Here is a 19847-nt window from a genome sequence, read left to right on the forward strand (position 1 = left end):
TATGGCAATTAACTTAGTTAAGGGACAAACCATTGACCTCCGTAAAAATGACAAGGGAGAAACCTACGATCTTTCAACAGTAACCATTGGTCTGGGCTGGGATGTCCGTAAAAAAAGCGGTGGCTTTTTTGGCAAGCTGCTGGGTGGCAAAGAAGAGGAATTTGACCTGGATGCAATTGCGTTCCTGCTAGATAAAAATGGTAAGGTAGCTGACCTGGGTAAGACCGTACAAACCAACGACGGTCGTAACCTGAGCCTCTATCAGGGAGATGTGATCTTCTTCAACAGTCAGCGTCACCCTTCAGGTAATATCTGGCTGACAGGTGATAACCGCACAGGTGCCGGTGATGGTGATGATGAGCAGATCATCGTGAAGCTGGATAGCCTGGACGCGAAATATGATAAGATCCTGTTCGTAGTATCCATCTACCAGGGTCGCCAGCGTAATCAGCATTTCGGTGGTATTGAGAACGCATTCATCCGCGCGGTAGATAATAAAGGCAAAGAAATCGTTAAATTTAATCTCTCCGGAGACGCATCATACAACAATATGTGCTCCCTGGTATTTGCAGAAGTATACCGTAAAGACGGTACCTGGAAATTCAGAGCACTGGGCGATCCTCAACCGGCAGACAGCTTTGTTGAGATCCTCAGGAACTATGTTTATTAATTAACCCTTTCTATTAGAGTCATTCATGAGAAGATTACCGGTTTATTTAGTGTTGGATACCTCAGGCTCTATGAGCGGTGAGCCCATAGAAGCAGTAAAGAATGGTGTACAGGTACTGATCTCAACGCTGAGGCAGGACCCGTATGCACTGGAAACAGCATTCCTCAGCCTCATCACCTTTGATAGTGATGCACGCCAGCTGGTACCGCTGACAGATCTGTCTTCTTTCCAGATGCCGGAACTGAAGGCAGCAGGAGGTACTTCACTGGGCGCTGCTTTACAGACGGTGGCAGACAGCATCAACAGGGAAGTGGCAAAATCCACCATCGATGTGAAAGGTGACTGGAAACCGCTGGTGTTCCTGATGACGGATGGTATTCCAACTGATCAGTGGCAGAGTGGATTGAATGCTTTTAAAAATAGCAAGATAGGTATTACAGTGGCCTGTGCTGCAGGTAACGGCGCCGATGTAAACCTCCTGAAACAGATCACCAATACCGTGGTATCACTCGATACGGCAGATGCCGCTACAATCAAGGCCTTCTTCAAATGGGTGTCTGCTTCCGTAAGCACCGGCAGCCAGAAAGTGGAGAGCGGCGATAAGGAAGTAGCCGGCCTGAATGAACTGCCGCCACCTCCGCCGGAAGTGAATATCGTTGTGTAACATGGAAAAGACCAGACACGTATCTTTCGATCTGTGGATGACGTTAATCCGTTCGCATCCTTCTTTTAAAACGAAGCGTGCCGCCCTGTTCCGTTCCTTCTTTTCACTGGAATCCTATGCGCCGGAAAAAGTGGAAGCTGCATTCAGGGAAACTGATGTACTCATCAATAACATGAACGAAATAACAGGACGTAACGTGCATACATTCGAAATGTATCTGTTATGCCTGCACCTGTTGGGTAATGATATTAAAAGTGTGCCACCGGACAAACTGGAGGAATTCTACAGTTTGTCCGAGGCACTCTTATTTGAATATCCTCCTCAACCTTTGTACGAGGACACAAAACAGTTGTTAGCCGCTTTGCAGGCACAGGGTATTACCACAAATCTGCTGAGCAATACGGGATTTATTCAGGGACGGACTTTACGTAAACTACTGGCCGGATGGGGATGGGACACCCATTTCGCATTCCAGCTGTATTCAGATGAAACTGGGTACTCAAAACCGGATGTACAGATGTTCAGCCGCTTACTGGAAAATGCCGCTTTACTGTATACGGATATTACTCCTGCCCAGATCTGGCACCTTGGCGATAACCTGCTGGCCGATGTACAGGGGGCACAACGCATGGGTATATATGCAACGCTCACAGACATTGTTAAGAACCCATTAAATAAGTTGTTAAATGAAAGATGTTTATGCCTTACATAACATTGTAGATGATGTTCATTTCCCTTTTGATCCTGCTGCCTATAGCCGTTTCAAATTCGGGGATGGGGCAGCTGCGGAGGCATTCGGTGCTGCACTGGCTGCAGGTTTCATTGCTACTTACGGAAACAGGTTGTCAGAGAATGATCAGCTTGTAGTGATCCCAAGCCCTTACACCAGTATTCCTACTGCTTCCTATCATATGACTGTCATGTTTACAAAAGTACTGAACAGGTACTTGTGCATGAGAGGATATAATCCTGCAGAAACTACCAAGATCCATCGTTTTAAAACATACAGTATTGATTACGGGGCGCTGGATATGGAAAGCAGAAAAGCGCTTATCATCAACGATAAATACCATCTGGATAAAGACTTCCTGTTGGGAAAGACGCTGATCTTTACAGACGATATCCGTATTACGGGCAGTCATGAACTGATCATCCGCAACCTGCTGCAGCGGTATGAACTGGATAATACAGCTTATTTCCTCTACTATGCACAACTGCAGAATAGCAGTATTCATCCCAACATAGAAAACAAACTGAATTACTATAATGTACATTCCCTTCAAAGCCTTGAAGCGGTGATATGTTCGCCTTCATTCAGGTTCAATACAAGAGTGGTAAAGTATATACTCCACGCACCTTTTGCGGAGTATGAACAACTACTGATGAAACAGACGCCAGCCTTCCTCCAGGAACTGGCAGACTGCTGCATCAGCAATAATTACTACCAGATGGAAGAGTACAGAAAGAACGCAATTTTTTTATTTGATCATCTTCAAAAAATCATACCATCATGGCAATCAATTTGCAAAAAGGAGAACGGGCCAATATTGAACTACCAAAATTCACAATTGGCTTAGGATGGGATATCAATGAATCACATACAGGCGGCGAATGCGACCTGGATGCTTCTGTATTCCTCCTGGGAGAGAACAGAAAGATCCTGGCAGACGAGTATTTCGTGTTTTATAATAATCTTCAGTCTCCGGATGGTGCTGTGAAACATTCCGGCGATAACCGCACCGGTGCAGGCGATGGCGACGATGAGACAATCAACGTGGACCTGTCAGTTATCAATCCGGCGATAAAAGAGATCTGTGTAGTGGTAACCATCCATGAAGCAGCACAGCGTAGACAGAACTTCGGTCAGATCCGCAATTCTTTTATCCGTATTTATGATGCGGCTAAAAATGTGGAGCTGGTAAAATTTGAGCTGGGGGAAGATTTTTCCATCGAGACAGCTGTTGAATTTGGCCGTATCTATAAACGTGACAACCAGTGGCGTTTTGAAGCGGTAGGTCTTGGTCAGAAAGGTGGCCTGGAAGATTTCCTGGCGAAATATGCGTAATTGAATTTAACACAATACAATCATGAGACGACTTCCGGTTTACCTGTTGCTTGACACCTCCGGCTCCATGAGGGGCGAACGTATAGAGGCAGTGAAAAACGGACTGCAGGTATTGGTTTCGAAATTAAGGCAGGATCCTTTTGCACTGGAATCTGTGTGGATCAGCATCATCACTTTCGACAGGGAAGTGAAACAACTCCTGCCATTGACCGCTTTAGAATCATTGCAACTACCTGAGATCACTACACCGGAATCTGGTCCCACCAACATGGGCGCTGCACTGGAACTACTTTGCAGCAAGCTGGATAATGAAGTGATCAAAGGAAATGATACTCAGAAAGGAGACTGGCGCCCACTGTTATTCCTGATGACAGATGGTAAGCCTTCCGATCTGGCGGCTTTTCGTGAGGTAGTGCCTAAGATCAAAAGTAAAAACCTGGCCGCTTTAGTAGCCTGCGCCGCTGGTGCGGAAGCGCAGGACAGCTTCCTGAAAGAACTGACAGATACTGTTGTACACCTGGATACTGCTGATAGCTCTACGCTGATGTCTTTCTTCAAATGGGTATCTGCATCCATTGGTACAGGCAACAAAAGTGTGGGCTCTACAGAAGAGATACAATTACCACCACCGCCGGCAGAAGTACATGTAATTATTTAATTGGGGTATCTGTTGATATCCTTTTACTAAAGAACTATACCCATGTTTTTCATTATTCATCTTCTTATTAACATCCTTATTGTAGGACTCTTTTTATATTCCAAGTTGCTGCCTTATGAAGATCGTTTAACCGGTCAGTATAAGCAGACCTTTAATTTCTTCAAGGGTATTTTTAAACCTGTACTGAGTCTGTTCAGCGGTATAAAACCCTTCCAGGTGGGAACAGGTCTTTCTGTTGATATGACACAGATATTGTTATTGATCATTTTGCTGGTACTTAACTATTTCTACTGATGAGAAGACTACCTATTTATTTCCTCATAGATGTATCTGAATCTATGGTGGGAGAACAGATCCAGTTTGTGGAGGAAGGATTAGCGACGATCATTAAAGAGTTGAAATCTGATCCTTATGCGCTGGAAACGGCCTGGGTTTCTATCATCGTATTTGCCGGCCAGGCAAAGACAATAGTACCATTGCAGGAAGTGATCAGTTTTTATCCGCCAAAGTTCCCGATAGGTGCAGGTACATCTTTGAGCAATGGTCTTGGCCACCTGATGTACGAGTTGCGTAAGAATACTGTACAGACGACTGCTACACAGAAAGGTGACTGGAAGCCGATCGTATTCTTCTTCACAGACGGTACGCCAACAGATGACAGCAGTGCTGCTATCCGCGAGTGGAAGCAGAACTGGCAGCATAAGACGAACCTCGTTGCTGTTTCATTTGGTGATGAAAATAACCTGAGTGTGCTGAAGGAACTGACAGCAACAGTGCTGATGTTTAAGAATACAACGCCACAGGCATATAAAGAGTTCTTCAGGTGGATCACCGCATCGATCAAATCCAGCAGTGTAAGCGTGAGCAATAATGGCTCGGGTATGGAACTGGCGAAATTGAGTGACGGTGTGATAGAGAAAGTGGATATTGATAAACTACCTCCTGTACAGCCGGGATTTGTAGATACCAACTACGCCATCTTTGCTGCCAAATGTCAGAACACGCAAAAGCCTTACCTTATCAAGTATAAGAAAGGATTACGTCCGGTAAATATCAGTGGCATGAATATGCAGTCGATGGGATATAGGCTCAACGGTGCATTTCCCGTGGACAATGCTTATTTTGAATTGTCTGCTGAAGGGGGCGTTATTAACAGCAAGGTGAATACAGACGAGCTGGAAGGTTTTCCTACCTGTCCCTGCTGTGGTAACCAATACGGTTTCGCGGTATGTTCCTGTGGTAAAGTACACTGTGTAGGTCAGGAAGAAGTAAGTTCCTGTTCCTGGTGTGGCAAACAAGGCAAATATGGCTTTGGCAGCGGTAACATGGATATAAACAGAACGCAGGGATAATGACGAAAAGAAGCTTTGTAGAAGCGTTATTACGGCATAAGCAAATGCCGGTATCAGAAAATCAGCAGGCACTGTTTGAAAAATTCGTTTCGGAAGGACAGATTGAGCGGGCAGTGCAAATGATTATAAACACACAAAATGAAATAGTGGAATCCTGGAAAGAAAGATCACTGATTGACGATATTCTTCAGAAACAGATTATTCTGCCTAACGCAAAGGTGAATAAAGCATATAGCTTCACCTTTGATCCTGTAGGAACCGGATTACAGGAGATGGGTGATTTTGAATGGAATATTCCGGAAGGACTGGGGCTTACATTTGATGAAAATGTCAATACCCTTTCAGGCACGCCACTACAGCCGGGCGAGTTTGTACTGACCCTGCTGTTCCGTTTGAAACACCATCCGGCGGATAAGCCATTCACTGAAAAGAAGGTATTACTTGTTATTAACCCTGATCCGAAATCATTGTGGCAGAACCTGCCCTCTGATGAGCAGGATAAATACTGGCAACCAGACCAGGCAGCGGTAGCCCTGCCTTTTGGCGACCGTAAACTGGTGATTGCTTCCAAAAGAGGACGCAGCCACGCACATGAAGGGAAGTTCAGGGATGATAGCTTTGGATGCGATTTTAACGCTGAAAAGGGCTGGGGCATTATTGCGGTAGCTGATGGTGCGGGATCTGCGAAATATAGCCGTAAAGGGGCTGATATTGCCTGTAAAGCAGCTGTGGGCAGCTTCCAGGAACTGCTGTCCGGGGATAAGATAGCTGGCCTGGAAGAAGCGATCACTGCTTACCTGAATGATCCAAGTGAGGACAGCCAGAAGAAAGTGAGCGCTCAGTTCATTGAACAGCTGGGGAAGCTGGCATTCACCGCCCAGGGGAAGATCAAACAGGAGGCCCAGGACAACGGGGCAGATATAAAAGATTACTCAACCACGCTTATTTTTGCGCTGGTAAAGAAATATGCAGTTGGTTATGTGATCAGTTCTTTCTGGGTAGGAGATGGAGGAATCGGCATCTACCAGGAGACCACGGGTGACGCTTTTGTCATGGGTACACCTGATAGTGGTGAGTTTGCTGGCCAGACCCGCTTCCTGACAATGTCAGACATCTTTGCCAACGGCGCTTATGTGAACCGTATCCGCTTCAAAGTGGTACCTGACTTTACAACACTGCTGCTGATGACGGACGGTCTTACTGATCCAAAGTTCCAGACAGATGGCAATCTGCAGAAGAACGAGTACTGGCGCCAGTTGTGGCAGGACCTTGGCGGTGCCAACGACGATAATGCCAAAGTAAACTTTGCAGGTACACCGGAAGATGTGAAAGAAAGCCTGCTCAACTGGCTGGATTTCTGGTCGCCTGGTAATCATGACGATCGTACCATAGCTATTTTATACTGATAAAAAATACATGAGTAACATTATTACAGTTACAGCACAGGACGGAAAGTCGTATCAATATGTTGATAATGGCGACCCAATGCAGGGAGGTATGAAGGATGTTTATTTCGCACCTGACAAGTCATATGTAATAGCTTTCTACAGGGATAAACAGGACTTCAATTCCAAAGAGCGGCTCAACAATATTGTTAATACGTTCCGGGAAAGGATCTTCAATCAGCCTGGAGGCGAATATTGGAAAGATCTTTTCTGCTGGCCGAACAATATTGTGGAAAAGGACGGAAAGACCGGTATTATCGTACCTGTATATCAAAAGAAGTTCTTTTTTACGAAAGGATATAACCCTGGTGCCGCCCAGATCGTTTCCATTGCAGGAAAAGAGAAGGAAGGAAGATGGTTTGCCTCTCCGCAGTTCAGGAGCCGCCAGTTCAAGCTGCATCTGGATGAAGGTGAGCTGGGCGATTGGTTTAAGTTCTGTCTCATCTGTATCAAGATAGCCCGGGCGGTAAGGCGTATGCATGCTGCCGGCCTGGCGCACTCAGACCTTTCCTACAAAAATGTACTGATAGATCCTATTACAGGTAGTGCTACGATCATTGACATTGACGGACTGGTGGTACCAGGCAAGTTCCCGCCTGATGTGATCGGGACGCCAGATTTCATTGCGCCGGAAGTAATGGCTACCAAGCATCTCCCTAAAGAAGATCCTGCGCGTAAACTGCCTAGTATTGCTACAGACCGGCATGCGCTGGCTGTTATGATCTACATGTATCTGCTGTACCGCCATCCGTTGCGCGGAGGAAAGATCCATGACATAGACGCTCAGAAAGATGAAGAGTTGTCTATGGGGGCAAACGCATTGTTTATAGAACACCCCACAGATACTTCCAACAGGCCACGGCTGGACCAGGTAAAGCCTACGCACCTGCCCTGGGCCGACGTGAATAAGATACCTTATACCGTTTGCGGGCCCTACCTGAAGGAATTATTTGAAAAAGCATTTATTGACGGATTGCATAATCCCTCTCTACGCCCTACGGCCGATGAATGGGAGCAGGCACTGATTAAAACGGTTGATCTGCTGCAGCCTTGTCAGAATAAAAACTGCGATCAAAAATGGTTTGTGTTTGATAACACAACCAGTCCCCGCTGTCCGTTCTGTAATACACCTTACCGCGGACAATTACCAGTACTCAATTTGTATTGGTCAAGAAAACCGGGTAGTTTTACGCCCGAAAATCACCGGTTAATGGTATATCACAACCAGTATTTGTATCCATGGCATGTGAATAGAAACATTTATCCGAACGAAAGACTAACAGATCAGCAGAAAAAACCGGTAGGATATTTTGTATTTCATAATAATAAGTGGCAACTTGTCAATCAAACGCTTACGTCTTTAAAAGATGTCACGGAGGGAAAGGATATTCCGGTAAACTCTATGGTGGAGCTGACAGATAACAAGCAGTTGCTGCTGTCCCAGGAAGAAGGGGGACGGCTTGTCGTAGTGCAACTCGTAAACAATTAATGTCTATCAACAAAAACAAGAAAATAACAAACAACTATGCAAATCGCTGAAATGTTCCAGCAGATCCTGGCCAACCCGATACCTGCGTTGCTGATCGTCGGAAACCTGATTATTATTGAAAGCCTGTTGTCGGTGGATAATGCGGCCGTATTAGCTACCATGGTAATGGACCTGCCAAAGGAACAACGTAACAAAGCGCTGAAGTATGGTATTATTGGTGCCTATGTATTCCGGGGTATTTGTTTACTGTTCGCATCCCTGCTCATAAAAGTATGGTGGTTAAAACCTGTCGGCGGACTTTATCTCCTGTACCTGACCTATGATTATTTCAAAGGCAGAGCTGAAAAAGCTAAAGCAGAGAAAGCCGGTATTGTAGAGCAGGAAGCTGAGGCGATTGATAAGAGCAGCAACTGGTTATATAAAGCCACTATCGGCTGGATGGGTCAGTTCTGGGCTACTGTGGCCCTGGTAGAGCTGATGGACCTTGCCTTCTCTATTGACAATGTATTTGCCGCAGTTGCATTCAGTGACAATATCGTATTGATCTGGACTGGTGTATTTATTGGTATCCTGGCCATGCGTTTTGTAGCGCAGGGTTTTGTAAGACTCATGGAGAAATATCCTTTCCTGGAAACTGCCGCTTTCCTGGTGATTGGTGTGCTGGGTATCAAACTGATGCTGGCTATTTACGAGCACTTCTATCCTGAAACTGCAGCCGCTAAATTCCTGGAAAGCCATGAGGCAGACTGGGCTACGTCCATTATCACTGTATCTATCTTCCTGATCCCGATCATTACCAGCTTACTGTTCAACTACCCTAAAAGACATAAGGTAGAAGCGGAAGCGAAGTAGACCCATATGGATTATACCTAACTACTTATAAGAAAGGACCGGTTTATTGCCGGTCCTTTTTGCTTTTATAACAAGTGCTCACCAGTTACTTAAGCAGAGATATAAATGGTATGTGTCAGGTCATACCCGCCTGTGGTGCTATTCGCAGTAACAGTTGCCAGTTCATTGTCCAATGAATCCATAATGATGTTATCCTGTGCATTGGTGATTGAATTCTGTCCATGTGCACTATAACGTGATGTCTTATAAACTGCAGTGTTGATCGCGTCAGGAAAAGCGATCTGCGTGGTCAGTTTCAATGAGCTGTCCACATAGATCTGTGTGTGGATATGTGTTACACGGCCGGTGTACCAACCGGGATAAATAGAAGTGAACTTTACCTGTCCGGCGCTGTCTGAATATTGCAGGCCGCGGCAGAAGACCAGGGCTGTATTGTCCTGTGTACCCAGGTAGCCGGTATTACTGTATCCTGAATAGTAACCGTCTTTATCACAATGCCAGATGTCCACACGTGCATTGCTCATTACTGCACAATTGTTTTTCACATTGCGCACGGTGATAACAATACTCAGCGGCAGTCCGGTTTTACCATCTGTAATATCTACGCGCTGAATGGAAGATCCTCTGCTGCTATACAGCGGATACGGACCATCAGTTTCAGTATCAGATACCGTACAGGTCCCACCTGTTTCTGTGTCTGTTCCTGTGGTGGTGTCAGTATCTGTACTGGTTGTATTGTCGTCTTTACCACACCCGTTCAGCATAGGTACGATGGAAGCCAGGCCCAGTATGCCCATCCCGTTTCTAAGAAAATCTTTTCTTTCCATATTGAGTTGGTTTGTTCACTGATATAACTGTTTTACCAACACAAATATTTCTTTAATACGGGACATGGCCATTACATTGCGGCAGAGGCATCATATGTTGCGGTGAATACCGCTAGAGTCGCCGAAACTGACTAAGGAACGCATCCTCATAACTGCTGCCTATAGGTATTTCGCTGCCCGTGATCAGGATGGTTTTATTGCGTACCTGCTCTATACGGTCCATGGCTACAATGTAAGAACGGTGTACCCTGATGAACGACTGCGGCGGCAGTTTTTCCAGCAGTCCTTTCATGGTCATCCTGACTATCAGTGGGGCCTGCTGATAGAGGTGTATTTTCAGGTAATCATCCAGGCCTTCCACAAAGAGTATATCTGAGGCCTGAACTCTTGTCAGACCATAATCCACTCTGAATATAAGCGGAGATGGCGTATTGGGATGCGATTGATTGAATCGCTTTACATGCTGTGCTTTCTGTACAGCCTGCAGGAAACGGTCAAAGGTGAAAGGCTTCAGCAGGTAATCTACTGCGTTGAGGTTAAAACCCTCTACGGCATATTCACTATGCGCTGTTGTGAAGATCACCAAAGCCTGTTGTTGTATAGAACGGTACAAATCAATACCGCTTACAGAAGGCATGTTGATATCGAGGAAAAGTAGGTCTACCGGGTATTTCGTGATATACCTTAATGCCTCTTCAGGTACATTAAAAGTCTTCTGCAGCTGTATAAAATCCACTTTCGCACAGAAGTTTTGTATCAGCTTTAACGCCGGTAGTTCATCATCTATGGCAATAGTTTGTAAGGTCATGTTAATTGCAATGAAAGCGATACTTCAAAATAACGTTCCTCATCCCGGATCAATAGTGTATGCCTCCCAGGGTATAATAACTGCAGGCGTTGCCGGGTATTCTCTATACCGAGTCCGCCTGTTGTTTCCTGTGCATCCAGTACAGTTACCTTATTGTTGAATGTTGTAAGGTGCAGCTGTTTTTCATCTATGTTCACCGTGATTCTAATATCTGTATTTTCAGCGGCATTCACACCATGTTTAAACGCGTTTTCTACAAAAGAGATTAGGATCAATGGTGCGATCAGTTGGCCGGTGGCCTTACCAGTCACTGTAAATGACAACTGGATCGAATCTCCGAAACGCATCTTTTGCAGCTCAATATAATTGCTGAGATAATCAATCTCCCTGGATACGGGGACCATATGATTACTGGCATCACTGATCACATAACGCATCATCTGCGACAGCTTGACGACTGCGGTGCCTGTCTGATCTGATTTCTCGATAGCGAGAGAGTAGATGGTATTCAGGATATTAAAAAGGAAGTGTGGATTGATCTGTGCTTTCAGGTACGACAGCTCTGCATTCAGTTTCTCTTTTTCTGTCAGCCGCCAGCGGTAGCTTATTTTCAGGATAAGGGAGAAAAAGAATACCGCCAGGAAAAGGAACACCTGGTGACTGACATCCAGCAGTAATGACCGCGATACCGGCTGTTGCGGTCCCGGCCCGTGACCGTGGAAATGACCTGGCGGCGGGAACAGGCGGTCTCCAGGTGGCCGAGATTCCTGACCGTAAGAAGGGATACTGTCAGCTGGTGGTGGAGCAGGCGAGGGGTCAAACTGTCTTGGAGGACGGTCTGAGGGCAATGGCATCGGGTTGTTGGCCGGCCATTCATATCCCGCACGGGCAGGGCTGCCCTGAAAGCCGATTAGCAGATTAGGTACCAGTACTATTGCCACAAAACAAATAACGGAGATAAAAGAGAAGCCGCCATATTTGCGTTTGAAGTAGTAATTAGGGATCAGCCAGAAATAATTGAAGTAAAAGAACAGCAGTAATGCGAGGTAGACGAGGAAATCCTTCAGCGCAGGAGGGTACTTCCACAGATCAGACAGGTTACTGGCATCCGGGGAAAATACGATCGGCAAGGCGAGAAAAGTAACGCAACCGGCAATATGTATGAGCACCTGACTAAGTCTACCTTTCATAACGGGGCTGTTAAGGCACAAAATTAGGATTTAGAGGATATTGATTTCCCCTTATTTTTGCGTCATGATAAAACGGATATTCGGGTTATGCATCTTATTACCTCAGCTGTTACATGCTCAGTTACCGGAAAAGAACTATCCACAGGGATATTTCCGCAATCCGCTGGCTGTGCCTATTCAACTGGCAGGTAACTATGGAGAACTTCGTCCCAACCACTTTCATGCGGGGATAGACATTAAAACCCAACAGAAGGAGAATCTGCCGGTATATGCTGCCGCAGATGGATATGTAAGCAGAATTGGTGTGTCTCATACCGGTTATGGGAACGTGTTGTACATCACGCACCCAAATGGGTATACTACCGCTTATGGCCACCTGAACCGCTTTTTCCCTGCCCTCGAGCAATATGTGAAGCAACAGCAATATGCCGCGGAGAGTTGGGCGACGGATCTGAAGATCCCGGCAGACAAGTTTCCTGTAAAGAAAGGCGAATTCGTGGCGTGGAGTGGTAATACCGGCGCTTCCGGTGGACCACACGTGCATTTTGAGATCAGGGATACCCACACCGAGCATCCGTTGAACCCATTATTGTTCGGGTTTGATATCCCGGATACCAGGGCTCCGGAAGTGTTCAGGATTGCCATATATGACATGGACAGGAGCATTTACGACCAGACGCCTACTATACTGCCTGTAAAGAAGGTAGGTGATGAGTACATACCTGCCATGCCATTGATCAAAGTGAGAACCGCCTCGGCTGGAATAGGGCTGAATGCAGTGGACCGTATGAACAATGTGCCTAACAGTTATGGTATTTATGAAGTCGTGATGTTTGATAAGGATGTGCCCAACAGTGGCTTCCAGATCGATAATATCGGGTTTGAAGAGTCCCGCTATATCAATGCGCATACGGATTATAAAGTAAAAAAGGGTGGAGGTCCCTGGCTGCAACTGCTATTTTCCCTACCGGGTAATAAGCTGGAGATCTATAAGGATGTACAGGGAGACGGTACCATTGATCTGTCAGACGGTACACCCCATCCGGTAAGACTGCTGGTGAAGGATGCCTATGGTAATTCTGCCACAGTAAAATTCTCCCTGCAGCAGAGTGGCGATGCGCCGGAGCCTACCAAATGTGCCAATACGATGTATGCGGAATCCCGCAACATCTTCGAAAATAATCAGGTAGAATTCTTCCTGGAAGAGAATTCCCTATATGACAGGATCTGCTTTAACTATGCAGAGATTCCGGCAGGAGAGAAATCAAAGTCTTCGTCTTCCATTTTCCGCCTTCATACGGCATTGGTGCCTTTACACAGCAATTTTACCCTGCATATAAAGCCTGACAGGCCTATACCGGCTGCACAACAGCATAAGATAGTGATGGTACGTGAAGGGCTCGGAGAGACGATTGCAGGTACCACTCTGGAGAAGGGCTGGTATGTGGGCCAGTTCCGCGAGTTCGGTGATTTCCACCTGGAAGTGGATACTATCATGCCTAAAATAACTTTGATGGGGGCGAAGAACGGGGCCAACCTGTCAAAAGCGGTGAAGTTATCTTTCGCCATCAGCGATAACAGTGGTATTCAAGCCTATCGGGCCGAACTCGATGGCAAATGGCTGATGTTTGCCCGGAGGGGTAATGTCATTTCTTATACTTTCGACGAGCATTGTAAGCCAGGTAAACACAGCCTGCGTATGCTGGTGACAGATATTGCCGGTAATACCAAAGAACAGACGTTCACATTTACAAGATAGAAGAGGAACTTATGACGCATTTGAAAGAAGGCGATAAAGCGCCCATCTTTAAAGGAACAGACCAGGAAGGAAAAGAGATTTCGCTGACAGATCTGAAGGGAAAGAAAGTGATACTGTATTTTTATCCCAAGGATATGACGCCCGCCTGTACGAACCAGGCGTGTAATTTGAGAGACAATTATCATGTACTGCTGACAAAAGGATATGAGGTAGTGGGCGTGAGCACAGACAGTGAAAAGCGGCATAAGAAGTTTACGGAGAAATATGAGCTGCCTTTCCCGTTACTGGCAGATGAGGACCGTACCATTCATACACTGTACGGGGTATGGGGAGAGAAGAAGTTCATGGGCCGCATCTACGATGGTACGCACCGTACTACTTTCCTGATCAATGAGTCAGGTGTGATAGACAAGATCATCGTGAGACCGGATACCAAGAATCACACGGAAGAGATCCTGGAGATCTGGAACTAAATAACTAAGGATACTATCAAATAAAAAATCCCTCCTGATTATCAGGAGGGATTTTTTATGATGCTCTATAAATTGGCATTATCTCTTTTGGCGTTGTTTCTTGAACAGCTGGCCAGTTTTGAATTTGTTACCTTCAGGGCTACCTACGCGGTCCATTGCACAACGGAAACCTACAGTGTTGGTCGCCATATCTTCCTGCATGTAACGGCGTGCACCTGGAGAGAGCCAGTAAGCGCGGTCGTTCCAGCTACCACCTTTCACAACGTGAGATTTGTCGTTGATCAGGGAGGTGATGCCGTAACCATATTCTACCTGAGAGAGAGAGTCACCATCAAGGTAGTTGATAACATCACCTTTCTGGTAGTTCAGACGGTTAGCACTTTCTTCGTCGGTTACATCACGCATTTTCAGGTGACCCAGGCTGTCCTTTTCAGGTTCGCCTTCGCCGTTCATATAAGTAGTCTGGAACTTGTTACCACGGAAGTAGTTGAAGTCATCACCGTCGATCGGGTTCAGCGGACGGTAAACGTCCAGTACCCACTCGCTCACGTTACCTGACATGTTATAGATACCGAAAGTGTTCGGGAAGAAAGCTACTACAGGACCAGGGATAGACGCACGGTCATTCAGACCACCGGCCATACCCATGTTATCACCAGAACCACGTTTGAAGTTCGCCAGGAACTGACCCTGCCATGCACCACGGCGGATGTCCCTCAGACCACTTGTGTTAGTTCCCCAGGAATATACCTGTTTGTTCATGATCAACTCCTCACCACGTTTACCTTCTTTCTTGGAAGGGCCAGGGTTCTGACCGATGTAACCCAGTGCGGCATATTCCCATTCAGCTTCTGTCGGGAGGCGATAGTTTGGTAACATTACACCATCTTCGAACTGAGCGGTACGAGGAGAACCATCAGCGTTTCTGAACTGAGCCTTGGTACTCTTGGACATATTACCAGGGATACCTTCATAAAGGCCCGCAGTATATGACTTAGTATCGAAGGTGTTATCATCAGCCTGGTTCTTCATATCGTTTTTGGACAGCAACCCTTTGTCGATCAGCATCTTTTCGTTCACACGGTTGGAGCGCCATTTACAATAGTCAACAGCTTGTTTCCAGTTCACACCTACTACCGGATAGTCGTTGTAGGCAGGGTGACGGAAATAGTATTCTACGAGAGGCTCGTTATAAGCCAGTTCGCTACGCCATACCAGGGTATCTGGTAAAGCCTTGCGGTATACATCCGGGAAGGATTCGTCGTACATACGACGCAACCAGTACAGATATTCACGGTAGTGAACGTTGGCTACTTCTGTTTCATCGATGTAGAATGAGGAAACAGTAATACGTCTTGGAATGTTATTCCAGTCGGCCATAACGTCCTGTTCTGTTGCTCCCATGGCGAAGGTACCGCCCTGCACGAAAACAAGACCCGGACCAGTCTGCTGGTCTTTACTTTTGGCCACACTGAAACCACCCATCTTAGGATCATTGTAATTCCAGCCAGTAGCTGTGGATTTCTCCTTCTTTTTGCCGAAAGCCCCGCCATTTTTACAGGCAGACATCGACATAATTATACTGGCGCCTAAGAGCATTGAGACAGAGGTTAATCTATGCATGCGATTCAGCTTTTTATTTGATGTTTATGGTAAACGCAAATGTAGTATAAATTATTTTATAGTAAAAATAATTAATCTGTAAGCATTCACCGGTTTATATCCTTTATCTTATTTAAAATCAGTAGTTTATGATTTGGACGCTTCTCCGGACTACGTATTAAGTTAATCTTAACTGTAATGACCGGAAGATCTTTCTGGTGGCCCCGTTGGCAGTAGCTGGCTCATGGTTGATGACTCACAGATATATGGTTATCGTTAAAGTGTAAATATACTCTCCTAATTTCGTCGTTTATTCCTCTTAACTATAACATAAAGCGCACCTTGCCGGCAACAGGACAAAAATACATATCCCCATTCATTAAAACGCGAGACAATAGCTACTTATTATAGTGTTTGAAATAGTATGTCATAAAATGTCCCGCTGCCGTATATTCACATGTTGTAAAAAACTGAAATACAATCAGGTGGCAGGTGCAGACATTTTGTGACAACAGCCGTAATGGTCGATTTCGCCCTATAAATATACTTTATTATTGCTATGTTTGCGCAAATACCCGCTATGAAGTTTATTCCTCTCTCGTTTCTCTTATTCCTTTGCCAATGGGTATCAGGGAGTAATGGAAGAGGAGGACCCTACACCGCACATTCCGTGCTTTCTTCCGGTAACTGGCAAAAACTGGCAATCACCAGGGAGGGCATTTATAAAATAGATAAGACCCTGCTGAACAGCATGGGGATGAGTGCTGACCTGAAAGGTGTCAGACTGTATGGCACCGGGGGACGTATGTTACCTGAAAGTAATGCTGTAGCCAGGCAGGACGATTTGCCGGAAATGGCGTTGATGGAAGAGGGGGATTACCTCCTGTTCTACGCGCCCGGTCCGCATAGCTGGCAATACCAGGGTAGTAATTTCGTCCACACCGCCAATCTCTATTCGGATACAGCCTGGTACTTCCTGACCACCGGCAGTACACAGGGAAAAAGGATCACGCAGGATGATGCATCACCGGCTGCCGGCCCGATAGTCAACAGTTTTGACTACCACGCTTTCTATGAGAACGACAGCATTAACTTTCTGAATAGTGGCAAGCAATGGTGGGGCTCGGTATTCAGCAGTGTACAACCATTACGTAATATTAACTTTTCGCTGCCATTGACTCCCTCCTCTCTAAAGATAGGAGCAAGGGTAGCCGCCCGGGGAATCGGCACCAGCCGCTTTTCCATACAGGCGGGAAATAATATGCTGGGCTCAATGTCTTTGTTGCCTGTGAGCGGCAATATTTTTGAGGCTTTCGCTTCAGTAGCAACAAGTTACTATACTGCAACGCCTGCGGGCACAAGTGTACCCATCACACTTAGTTTTACGCCCGGCGGAAGCGGCGCACAGGGATGGCTGGATTATCTGACCTTACAGGCCCGTTGTCCGTTACAATTACCAATCCAGGAACCGCTCTTTTTCAGAGATATAAGCTCTGTAAGTCCCGGACAGAGTGCACAGTTCAGGTTGGAACAAGCTGGTCCCCAGACGGTCATACTGGATGTAACAACGCCACTACAACCGGTAAAGGTCAAAACCCAGCTGGCAGGCTCCACACTTAGTTTTACAAGAGACTGTGGTACCCTGCGTGAATACGTTGCCTTCTCCCGACAGGGATATTTACAGCCGGTGGCAGCAGGCCCCGTGGCCAATCAGGACCTGCATGGCATAGGCGCAGCAGATATGCTGATAGTGACAACGCCCGCTTTAAAGGCTGCGGCTTCCAGGCTGGCCGCCTGGCATAGTAGCCATGACGGCCTGACAGTGAAAGTGGTGATGGTGAATGAGATCTATAACGAGTTTGGATCAGGCACTGCTGATCCCGTAGCAGTCAGGGATTTTGTGAAGATGTGTTATGACCAGGGAGGATTGCGCTACCTTTTGCTGTTTGGAGATGCGTCTTACGATTATAAGAACAGGGTGGCAGGAAACACGAATATGGTGCCTACCTGGGAAAGCACGATATCCATAGATCCGGTAAATGCCTATCCTTCAGACGATTTTTTCGGTTTCCTGGATGATGCAGACGATATCAACGATAATAGCAGGCAAAACCTGTTGGATATAGCGATAGGTCGCTTGCCTGTACGACAGCCTGCCCAGGCAGAAGCAGTGGTGAATAAGATCATAGGGTACAATGTGCCCGCCAACTTTGGCCGTTGGCAGCAACATGTTACAATTGTAGCAGACGATGGCGATGATAACCTGCACCTGCAGGATGCAGAAAGCATGAGTGAGATCGTAGCCGAGCAGTGGCCGGCAGGGCGTATTGACAAGATCTACCTGGACGCTTATCCGAAAATAGCAGATGCGGGCGGCAGCCGTTATCCGGCGGTAAATGCCGCCATCGCGGAAGATATCTTCGATGGTACCCTGATCTGGAACTATACCGGTCATGGAAGTTACTCCCGGTTGGCAGAAGAAGTGATCATGGAAGAAAGCTCCCTGGCCACCTGGAAGAACGCAGGCAAGCTACCACTGTTTGTCACAGCCACCTGCGACTTTGCGCCTTTTGACAATCCGGCCTATGTCTCGCTGGGTGAGAAGCTGTTGTTACAGGAGAATGGCGGAGGTATTGCACTAATGACAACTACCAGGGCGGTATTCTCTGCATCCAACAAAGTGATGAATACCAATTATCTGCAAAAGCTGTTGACGCCTGGAGCTGACGGACGTATGCCTACGCTCGGACAGGCCGCTATGGATGCCAAGAACCTGACATACGCTACTTATATCGATATTCCTAATAACCGTAAATTCCAGTTATTGGGCGATCCGGCACTGACACTGGCTTTTCCCCGGTATCATGTGGTAACGGATTCCATCAACGGGAAGGCGGTAAATGATATACCAGATACATTGAAGGCAATGGGAAAATACACGGTAAAAGGTCACCTGGAAGATGAACAGGGTATCCGCCAGGATACCTATAAGGGCACCTTGTACACGACTGTGTATGATAAACCCGCACTGGAATATACCCGCGGGAATGATGCCGGTAGTACACCGGCAGGGTTCTACCAGCAACAGCACATGCTGTATCGAGGTCAGCAGACTATTGAGAACGGGCAGTTCTCCTGTACGTTCGTGGTGCCTGCAGATATTGACTATCAGGCAGGCGCCGGGGCAGTTAGTTTTTATGCGTCCAATGGTGTGACAGCAGCGGGTGGCGTGTTTTCAGGTGTACAGGTAGGCGGAACAGGGGACAATATTGAACAAGATGAGCTGGGACCTGTTATAAAAGCATACCTGGACAATGAATATTTTCGCAATGGGGGGATCACGGGAGAGAATCCGGTGCTGTTGCTGCAATTGACGGATGAGCAGGGAATCAATACTTCCGGTTATGGCATAGGGCATGACCTGATGGCTACCCTCGACAACAAGGAAGGTCAATACTATATCCTGAACAGCTTCTTTGAGGCCACAACTGACAGTTACCAGGAGGGAACGGTCCGGTTCCCATTTTATGGCCTGTCAGAAGGCACGCATACTATGACAATAAAGGCCTGGGATACCCATAACAATTCCGGTACGGCCACACTGCAGTTCCGGGTGGTCCGGTCATCAGCAATGACGGTAGGGAAGGCAGGTTGTTTTCCGAACCCCTTTCATGACCAGACGCAGTTCACTTTTGAACATAATCAGCAGGATCTGCCACTGGATGTGACTGTCAGGATCTTTACCCTGACGGGGCAACAAATAAAAACTATACATCATGCAATAAATGATGGTGGTAGCCGTTATGTAGGGGCATCCTGGAATGGAACGACCGATTCCGGCGCCCGGGTGTCGCCTGGAATTTACATATATAGTATTTTGGTAACAGCGAATGGTAAAACAAAGGTTTTAGGCGGAAAAGTAACTGTATTATAACCTATGCATCGAAAGCACATACTTAATTCGCGAGTCCCTTACCAGACCCCTGTTATTGA

Annotated in this window: 18 protein-coding genes; 14 read left to right on the forward strand and 4 right to left on the reverse strand. The window is 46.5% G+C overall.

Annotated features, from left to right (window positions below; translation table 11 throughout):
• The first annotated feature begins 1 nt into the window (after position 1).
• The 11 genes from CLV42_RS03510 to CLV42_RS03560 are packed head-to-tail and all read left to right on the forward strand — an operon-like array spanning position 2 to position 9195.
• Positions 2 to 670: a TerD family protein gene (locus CLV42_RS03510; protein WP_106600492.1), complete on the forward strand. Its 669-nt coding sequence runs from the start codon at positions 2 to 4 to the stop codon at positions 668 to 670.
• Positions 671 to 695: 25 nt separating this feature from the next.
• Positions 696 to 1334, forward strand: a complete 639-nt coding sequence (locus CLV42_RS03515; RefSeq protein WP_106600493.1) for a vWA domain-containing protein — start codon at positions 696 to 698, stop codon at positions 1332 to 1334.
• Position 1335: 1 nt separating this feature from the next.
• Positions 1336 to 2046, forward strand: coding sequence for an HAD family hydrolase (locus CLV42_RS03520; RefSeq protein ID WP_106600494.1), 711 nt, complete (start codon positions 1336 to 1338; stop codon positions 2044 to 2046).
• On the forward strand, positions 2021 to 2911 hold the full coding sequence (locus CLV42_RS03525) for a phosphoribosyltransferase family protein (protein ID WP_106600495.1): 891 nt from the start codon (positions 2021 to 2023) through the stop codon (positions 2909 to 2911). The genes CLV42_RS03520 and CLV42_RS03525 overlap by 26 nt, the downstream gene beginning before the upstream one ends.
• Positions 2845 to 3399, forward strand: a complete 555-nt coding sequence (locus CLV42_RS03530) for a TerD family protein (protein WP_106600496.1) — start codon at positions 2845 to 2847, stop codon at positions 3397 to 3399. Before CLV42_RS03525 ends, CLV42_RS03530 begins: the two co-directional genes overlap by 67 nt.
• A 22-nt stretch (positions 3400 to 3421) precedes the next feature.
• Positions 3422 to 4057, forward strand: a complete 636-nt coding sequence (locus CLV42_RS03535; protein WP_106600497.1) for a vWA domain-containing protein — start codon at positions 3422 to 3424, stop codon at positions 4055 to 4057.
• Between the two features lie 42 nt (positions 4058 to 4099).
• Entirely contained in the window at positions 4100 to 4351 is a 252-nt protein-coding gene (locus CLV42_RS03540; protein WP_106600498.1) for a hypothetical protein, read from the forward strand.
• Positions 4351 to 5409: a TerY-C metal binding domain-containing protein gene (locus tag CLV42_RS03545; RefSeq protein ID WP_106600499.1), complete on the forward strand. Its 1059-nt coding sequence runs from the start codon at positions 4351 to 4353 to the stop codon at positions 5407 to 5409. Before CLV42_RS03540 ends, CLV42_RS03545 begins: the two co-directional genes overlap by 1 nt.
• Positions 5409 to 6815: a protein phosphatase 2C domain-containing protein gene (locus CLV42_RS03550; protein ID WP_106600500.1), complete on the forward strand. Its 1407-nt coding sequence runs from the start codon at positions 5409 to 5411 to the stop codon at positions 6813 to 6815. Before CLV42_RS03545 ends, CLV42_RS03550 begins: the two co-directional genes overlap by 1 nt.
• A 10-nt stretch (positions 6816 to 6825) precedes the next feature.
• Positions 6826 to 8343, forward strand: a complete 1518-nt coding sequence (locus tag CLV42_RS03555; protein ID WP_106600501.1) for a helix-hairpin-helix domain-containing protein — start codon at positions 6826 to 6828, stop codon at positions 8341 to 8343.
• Between the two features lie 36 nt (positions 8344 to 8379).
• Complete coding sequence (locus tag CLV42_RS03560) at positions 8380 to 9195, forward strand: DUF475 domain-containing protein (protein ID WP_106600502.1); 816 nt, start codon at positions 8380 to 8382, stop codon at positions 9193 to 9195.
• An 89-nt stretch (positions 9196 to 9284) separates the two neighbouring features.
• Here the strand turns inward: CLV42_RS03560 and CLV42_RS03565 are convergent, their stop codons facing one another.
• The 3 genes from CLV42_RS03565 to CLV42_RS03575 all read right to left on the reverse strand — a co-directional run bounded on the left by CLV42_RS03565 (position 9285) and on the right by CLV42_RS03575 (position 12020).
• Complete coding sequence (locus CLV42_RS03565) at positions 9285 to 10022, reverse strand: dioxygenase family protein (protein WP_106600503.1); 738 nt, start codon at positions 10020 to 10022, stop codon at positions 9285 to 9287.
• 112 nt (positions 10023 to 10134) lie between these two features.
• Entirely contained in the window at positions 10135 to 10830 is a 696-nt protein-coding gene (locus CLV42_RS03570; RefSeq protein ID WP_106600504.1) for a LytR/AlgR family response regulator transcription factor, read from the reverse strand.
• Positions 10827 to 12020, reverse strand: a complete 1194-nt coding sequence (locus CLV42_RS03575) for a sensor histidine kinase (RefSeq protein WP_106600505.1) — start codon at positions 12018 to 12020, stop codon at positions 10827 to 10829. The genes CLV42_RS03570 and CLV42_RS03575 overlap by 4 nt, the downstream gene beginning before the upstream one ends.
• Before the next feature lie 64 nt (positions 12021 to 12084).
• Between CLV42_RS03575 and CLV42_RS03580 the strand changes: the two genes are divergently transcribed.
• Positions 12085 to 13779, forward strand: coding sequence for a peptidoglycan DD-metalloendopeptidase family protein (locus tag CLV42_RS03580; protein WP_106600506.1), 1695 nt, complete (start codon positions 12085 to 12087; stop codon positions 13777 to 13779).
• Between the two features lie 11 nt (positions 13780 to 13790).
• Positions 13791 to 14252: a thioredoxin-dependent thiol peroxidase gene (gene bcp / locus CLV42_RS03585; protein ID WP_106600507.1), complete on the forward strand. Its 462-nt coding sequence runs from the start codon at positions 13791 to 13793 to the stop codon at positions 14250 to 14252.
• Between the two features lie 78 nt (positions 14253 to 14330).
• On the opposite strand, the gene CLV42_RS03590 is transcribed toward bcp, so the two are convergent.
• Positions 14331 to 15875, reverse strand: coding sequence for an SUMF1/EgtB/PvdO family nonheme iron enzyme (locus CLV42_RS03590; RefSeq protein WP_106600508.1), 1545 nt, complete (start codon positions 15873 to 15875; stop codon positions 14331 to 14333).
• A 559-nt stretch (positions 15876 to 16434) separates the two neighbouring features.
• Between CLV42_RS03590 and porU the strand changes: the two genes are divergently transcribed.
• Positions 16435 to 19788 (forward strand): type IX secretion system sortase PorU, encoded by a 3354-nt coding sequence (gene porU, locus CLV42_RS03595; RefSeq protein WP_170117375.1) that lies wholly within the window; start codon positions 16435 to 16437, stop codon positions 19786 to 19788.
• The last annotated feature ends 59 nt before the right edge of the window (positions 19789 to 19847 follow it).

It is taken from the genome of Chitinophaga ginsengisoli (assembly GCF_003014595.1).
GTDB lineage: Bacteria > Bacteroidota > Bacteroidia > Chitinophagales > Chitinophagaceae > Chitinophaga > Chitinophaga ginsengisoli.